Consider the following 4,468-nt stretch of genomic DNA (forward strand, 5'->3'; position numbering starts at 1 on the left):
ATATATCTTCAGCTATTATATTATCAATAGGTATGATGTTTATTAAATAAAAAAGTTTATTATATAAGAAAGGGCCTCTTTATAAAAGGCTCTTTTTATATAAATTATATTTATTTTTACTTAGATTAGCATTTTAAAGAATATCCATTTGTGTTTTTTTCGATAGTACCATTTTTTAAAAGATTACCAATAATTATTTTAGCTAAATGAGAAGGATCTTTTATGATTAGTTTGTGTTTACTATAAAATAGAGAAGACTTAACGTTAGTAAGTTGATTTTCTATATCTTTTCTAGATAAAGTTTTATTTTGTTTAAAAGATTTAATAACAATCCTTTCACTTTTTTTATAAAGCTTATCCATTAGATCTTTTTCTTTAGTTTGTTCTTTTTTCATACCCCAAATATATATTATTACAGTAGCAATAGCAAATAAAAGTATGTAAAATAGAGTACTTAACATATTATTTTCCTCCTTTTTTAAACTTTACAAATCTATTACTTTCAAGTATTGTAATAAACTCTATTAATCTTTCTATTAAAGGTTCAGCATCATTTCCAAAATGTTTTTTTACATCTTTAGATAATTCATATACTGATTTATTATTATCTATACATTTCCACACAAAACTACCATGTTTATCAAGCTCTATAAAGCTTTTGTTTGGAACTTTAAAAGCTTTTTGAGCTATTTTATCAAATATATTATTTCTAGTAATTTCTAAAGTGATAATACCAGTATTATCTTCATTCCATTTTATAGTTTCATTTTTTATAGGAACAAAATCTAAATAATTTTTAACTTTCTTACTCATAAAACCCTCCAATATATAAAATTAAGGGAGTGACTTTAAGACAACTCCCTTAACTAACTATATTAATTTCTAACTAGCTTTATTCTTATCTTTATACCAAATAGTAAACTTAAATAAAGTAAGTATTAATAATGCAAAGAATACTAGAGAACCTATTTGACCTAAATTAACAGAACCAGATAAGTTTATTATATCTGCTAGGGATCTTTCTCCAATTTTTATAACTGCAAATATAGCAAGTAATACACCGATTAACCCTTCACCTGCTATAAGACCTGAAGTATATAAAACACCTCTGTCAATTTGTTCTTTTTTAATATCTTCAGCTACATTTTTTCTATTTTCAAGGAATAGTCTTATAACTCCACCAAACATTATACCAGCGCTTAAGTGTATTGGAAGATATAGACCAACTGCAAATGGAAGTACAGGTATACCTATTATTTCAACAGCTATAGCAATACCAGCACCTGCAAATATTAATGGCCAAGGAAGGTTTCCATCCATAACACCTTCAACAACTAATTTCATAAGTGTAGCTTGAGGAGCAGGTATATCTTTTGAACCAAATCCCCATGCTGCATTTAAAAGGTATAAAACTGCACCTATAGTTAAAGCAGATATTAAAACTCCTATAAGTTCTCCTAATTGTTGTTTTCTAGGAGTAGCACCAACAATGTAACCTGTTTTTAAATCTTGAGAAGTATCTCCTGCAATTGCAGCTATTATACATATAATAGAACCTATAGCTATAGAACCCATCATACCATCTTGACCAACCATACCAGTTGATTTTAATGCTATTGTACTTATAAGTAATGTAGCTATAGCCATACCAGAAACTGGGTTATTACTACTACCAACTAAACCAACAAGTCTTGAAGATACTGTTGCAAAGAAGAAACCAAATATAGCTATTAAAAGTGCACCAACAAAATTAACTGGAATAGAAGGTATTAGCCATATAGCAATAACTACAGCTAAAGAACCAAGTAAAACAACTTTCATAGACATATCTTGGTCAGTTCTTAATGTACTATTAGATTTATCCATATTAGAATAATCTTTCATTGCTTTAGCAAAAGTATTAACTATTAGAGGAAGAGATTTAATTAAACTTATTATACCACCACAAGCAACTGCACCTGCACCAATATATCTTATATAATTATCCCAAATTCCCCAAAAACCTAATTCACTTATAGGAACAGTTCCAGGATAAAGTATAGTATCTGCACCAAATAGTGCAAATAATGGTATTAGACCTATCCAACCAAGTATAGCACCAGCAAACATATATCCAGATATTTTATATCCACATATATAACCAACACCAAGTAGCGCAGGAAGCACATCTATACCAAATGCTGCATTAGAGTAACCTGGTATTTCCCACTCTATTTCACTTGGGAATAATTTAAGACCATCAGCTATAAATTTATAAACTGCTGCAATTCCAAGGCCAGCAAATACAACAGAGGCCTTAGATCCACCTTCTTCACCAGCAAGTAAAACTTCTGCACAAGCTGTTCCCTCTGGATATGGAAGTACACCATGTTCTTTAACTATAAGTGCTTTTCTTAGAGGTATCATAAATAATACTCCAAGTAATCCACCACATAAAGCTATAAGTGCAATTTTTAATAAACTAGGACTTCCAACTCCCCATTCTTTCATCCATATAAACATTGCAGGTAATGTAAATATAGCACCTGCTGCTAATGACTCACCAGCAGAACCGATGGTTTGAACTAAATTGTTTTCGAGTATAGAATCTCTTTTTAATATAACTCTTAAAACACCCATTGATATAACAGCTGCAGGAATAGATGCACTAACTGTCATACCAACTCTAAGACCTAAGTAGGCATTGGCTGCACCAAATATAACTGCTAATAAGCAACCTAAAACTATAGATGTAACTGTAAATTCAGGAACTATTTTATTAGCCGGAATAAAAGGTTTAAATTCTTTTTGTTTATCCATAGTATGACCTCCTTATAATATTTGTAAAATTTGTTATGTAGGATTAGATATTTAATTGTATGTGTAATAATTTATAGATATACATAAAAAGCTAGTACTTATTTAAAAACAGTAAAAATAAAATTTTATGAACTATAATAGAGAAAAAGATATACTTATGACGAAAACTAAAATATAAACTACATATTTCGATTTGAAAGTTTATAAAAATATACATAACATCATAAAAATAAAAATGCTGTATATATTGGAAATACTAACTTTAAAGATTTCCTGGGGAATGATATTTCCATGATAATATAAAAATAAATTGATTAATAAAGAGTATGTGTATTAAACTAAAATTATATAAACTATACAGATAGGAGATAATATTATCTATATATAATAAAAATTTATTAAAGGAGAATAGTTATGGATATACTAAAAAGATTTATAAATAATTTATGTGGAGATTTTAATAATGATAATCAGATTAAAATTCAAGAGGCTAAAGGAAAAGTAACTCATCCTAAAGCTAAACATATAAATAGAATAGCAAATAATAAAATAAACAATTTACCATCTGATTTTAATGGATATTTTATAATTGAAGAAAGTTATTATGAGATAGGAAATAGAAAAAATATATTAACTAGCACAATTTATAAACTTAGTATTCAAGTAGTTGAATTACAGATCCCAAATCTAATAATTTATCATCACTTAAAGAAATTATTTTTTTGTTTTTACTTTCAACAAAATTTAGTATTCTATCATAATCAGGATGATTCTTTATATTTCCAAGGAAAACTAATTCATCATTTGAGATTAAAAAACTACACCCACCTATAAATCCATAATTTAACTCAAATAAGTCAATATGTCCTTTTTCTATTAATAAACAATCTATACCGTGTTTAATTACTTCTTTGTATATACCCTCATCTGAAGTAATCAGAGAATTATCATCAACTATACATATAGAACATTTACAATATCCTTGAGATACATTTATCTTTTTTATATTATTTTTTTCTAGATAATCAAGTATTACTTTATCTGTATATTTAAAGTTGTGTATAGCAAAATTTTTAAGAATTACTATATTATAAWWARYKWWYAWTTWTMWTKTTMTWYAWAATWWTYWMTMKRYWKYTWWTWWWTRTTTKKAKTWWYTWMWTTWRMRCTTTTATAATAATCATATGCATTAGGAGCAACTACTATATTGTTATCATTTAATTTACATACGCTTATATCTGGATGACATTTAATGGCTTCATAGGTATCACTACAATCAGTAGATTTTATTATATTTACACCTAGATTATTTAAACTAATCTCCATATCTTTTGGAATTCTTTTATCAACTATTGCAAGTTGTAATCTATTATTTACAATAAATGAATTTTTAGCAAATTTCATTGTTTATCTCCTTAGAATTTAATACATAATTTATTATATATAGTTTTATGATTTTTTCAAGTTTATTAAATCAAACATTGCTTTAGGATAGAGGTAGTACATAGGAAATAAATAGTTAAATAAAAAATTATTTTAAATTTATATATTAATAATATGATGTAGTTTGAATAGTAAAAATAAATGATTTTTATATAAATAGAAAATTTTAAAGAAAAATGGTAAAAAAAATGGTAAAATATATTTATACATAATATAATATTTTAAT

Annotated in this window: 4 protein-coding genes and 1 pseudogene; all 5 read right to left on the bottom strand. The window is 26.1% G+C overall.

Annotated features, from left to right (window positions below; genetic code table 11):
- Positions 1–125 precede the first annotated feature (125 nt).
- Positions 126–461 (bottom strand): hypothetical protein, encoded by a 336-nt coding sequence (locus G3997_RS04135; protein ID WP_296648561.1) that lies wholly within the window; start codon positions 459–461, stop codon positions 126–128.
- A 1-nt stretch (position 462) separates the two neighbouring features.
- Positions 463–813 carry a PqqD family protein gene (locus G3997_RS04140; RefSeq protein ID WP_296648566.1) on the bottom strand — a complete coding sequence of 117 codons (351 nt, stop codon included), beginning with the start codon at positions 811–813 and terminating at the stop codon, positions 463–465.
- A gap of 69 nt (positions 814–882) precedes the next feature.
- The gene (locus G3997_RS04145) at positions 883–2,799 is read right to left on the bottom strand and encodes an OPT family oligopeptide transporter (RefSeq protein ID WP_296648571.1); all 1,917 of its coding nucleotides are present in this window, start codon (positions 2,797–2,799) and stop codon (positions 883–885) included.
- Positions 2,800–3,451: 652 nt separating this feature from the next.
- Positions 3,452–3,886: a DUF6873 family GME fold protein gene (locus G3997_RS11575; protein ID WP_334299847.1), complete on the bottom strand. Its 435-nt coding sequence runs from the start codon at positions 3,884–3,886 to the stop codon at positions 3,452–3,454.
- Positions 3,883–4,203: pseudogene (locus G3997_RS11580) on the bottom strand (DUF6873 family GME fold protein). The gene G3997_RS11575 and the pseudogene G3997_RS11580 overlap by 4 nt, the downstream one beginning before the upstream one ends.
- Positions 4,204–4,468: the final 265 nt, after the last annotated feature.

The sequence above is a fragment of the Romboutsia sp. 13368 genome, from assembly GCF_018336475.1.
Lineage (GTDB): Bacteria > Bacillota > Clostridia > Peptostreptococcales > Peptostreptococcaceae > Romboutsia.

Coding starts and splice junctions, on each gene's coding strand:
- G3997_RS04140 (WP_296648566.1), bottom strand. CDS start 813: ATGAGTAAGAAAGTTAAAAATTATTTAGATTTTGTTCCTATAAAAAAT.
- G3997_RS04145 (WP_296648571.1), bottom strand. CDS start 2,799: ATGGATAAACAAAAAGAATTTAAACCTTTTATTCCGGCTAATAAAATA.
- G3997_RS04135 (WP_296648561.1), bottom strand. CDS start 461: ATGTTAAGTACTCTATTTTACATACTTTTATTTGCTATTGCTACTGTA.